Raw genomic sequence first — 813 nt, forward strand, 5'->3', positions numbered from 1 at the left:
CCATCACGCCTCCTTCGACGCGGCGAGGGCGGCGCGGTCCAGCCGCTCGATCTCGGCCAAGATCAGGGCGCCGGCCTTGACAAGATTGCGGCGCGGATCGGCCGGCTTCCACCATTCTTTCGCCCAAGGCCAACACATCGGCAGTCCGCCATGTGGCGCGGCGCTTTCGCTCGCATACGCTGCTGCCGCCTCCGCCATTTCACCTTCGCGGTGCTGGTCGTCATGCTCCGGCGTCCAACCCTCGGCCGTGATCTGACGCTGGCGCTCGGCCAGCACGTCGCGGGTGGCGTCGGTCAGCCCCTCCGCGCGCGGCCCCGATGCGGTGCGGGCGAGGATGGCGGCGCGGAACTTCGCAACTGAAATCGACACGGCGCCGGCGCTCACATGGGTGGCCGCTGCAATGGCATTGAACAGCGTTTGATAGTGGAGGCGGGCCAGTGCATCCACAGTCCGCTCTTCCTCGGCGCCCTTCGCCAGCAGTTCGGTGAACTCGTCCATCAGAATGCAGCGCAGCGCGTGCCGGTTGATGCTGTTCGGGCGCTCGTGGTAGGTGTCCACCGCTTCGAGGATGCGCTTGCTGCGGGCGATGGCGTCCCCGGAAGGGCGCGCTTCCTCGGCGGGCTGCTCGGCCTGCTGCGCGCTCGGCTGCGGGGCGCCCAGAAGGTACGACAGCTTTGCGGCCGCTTTCGTGTGCCGGGGATCGAACACGCCGCGCCCCATGATGACTGCGCCCGGACCAACGAGCACGTGACCATCGGGAACCACCGCCTGCGCTCCCGGCTGCTGCGTGAGCGGGATCGTCGCCAGCCAGTC

General features: G+C 69.0%; 1 pseudogene. It reads right to left on the reverse strand.

Annotated elements, in window-relative coordinates:
• Positions 1 to 3: 3 nt before the first annotated feature.
• Positions 4 to 813: pseudogene (locus AC6EI8_RS26630) on the reverse strand (hypothetical protein); the annotation flags it as partial.

Source organism: Cupriavidus sp. R6-3, assembly GCF_059772245.1.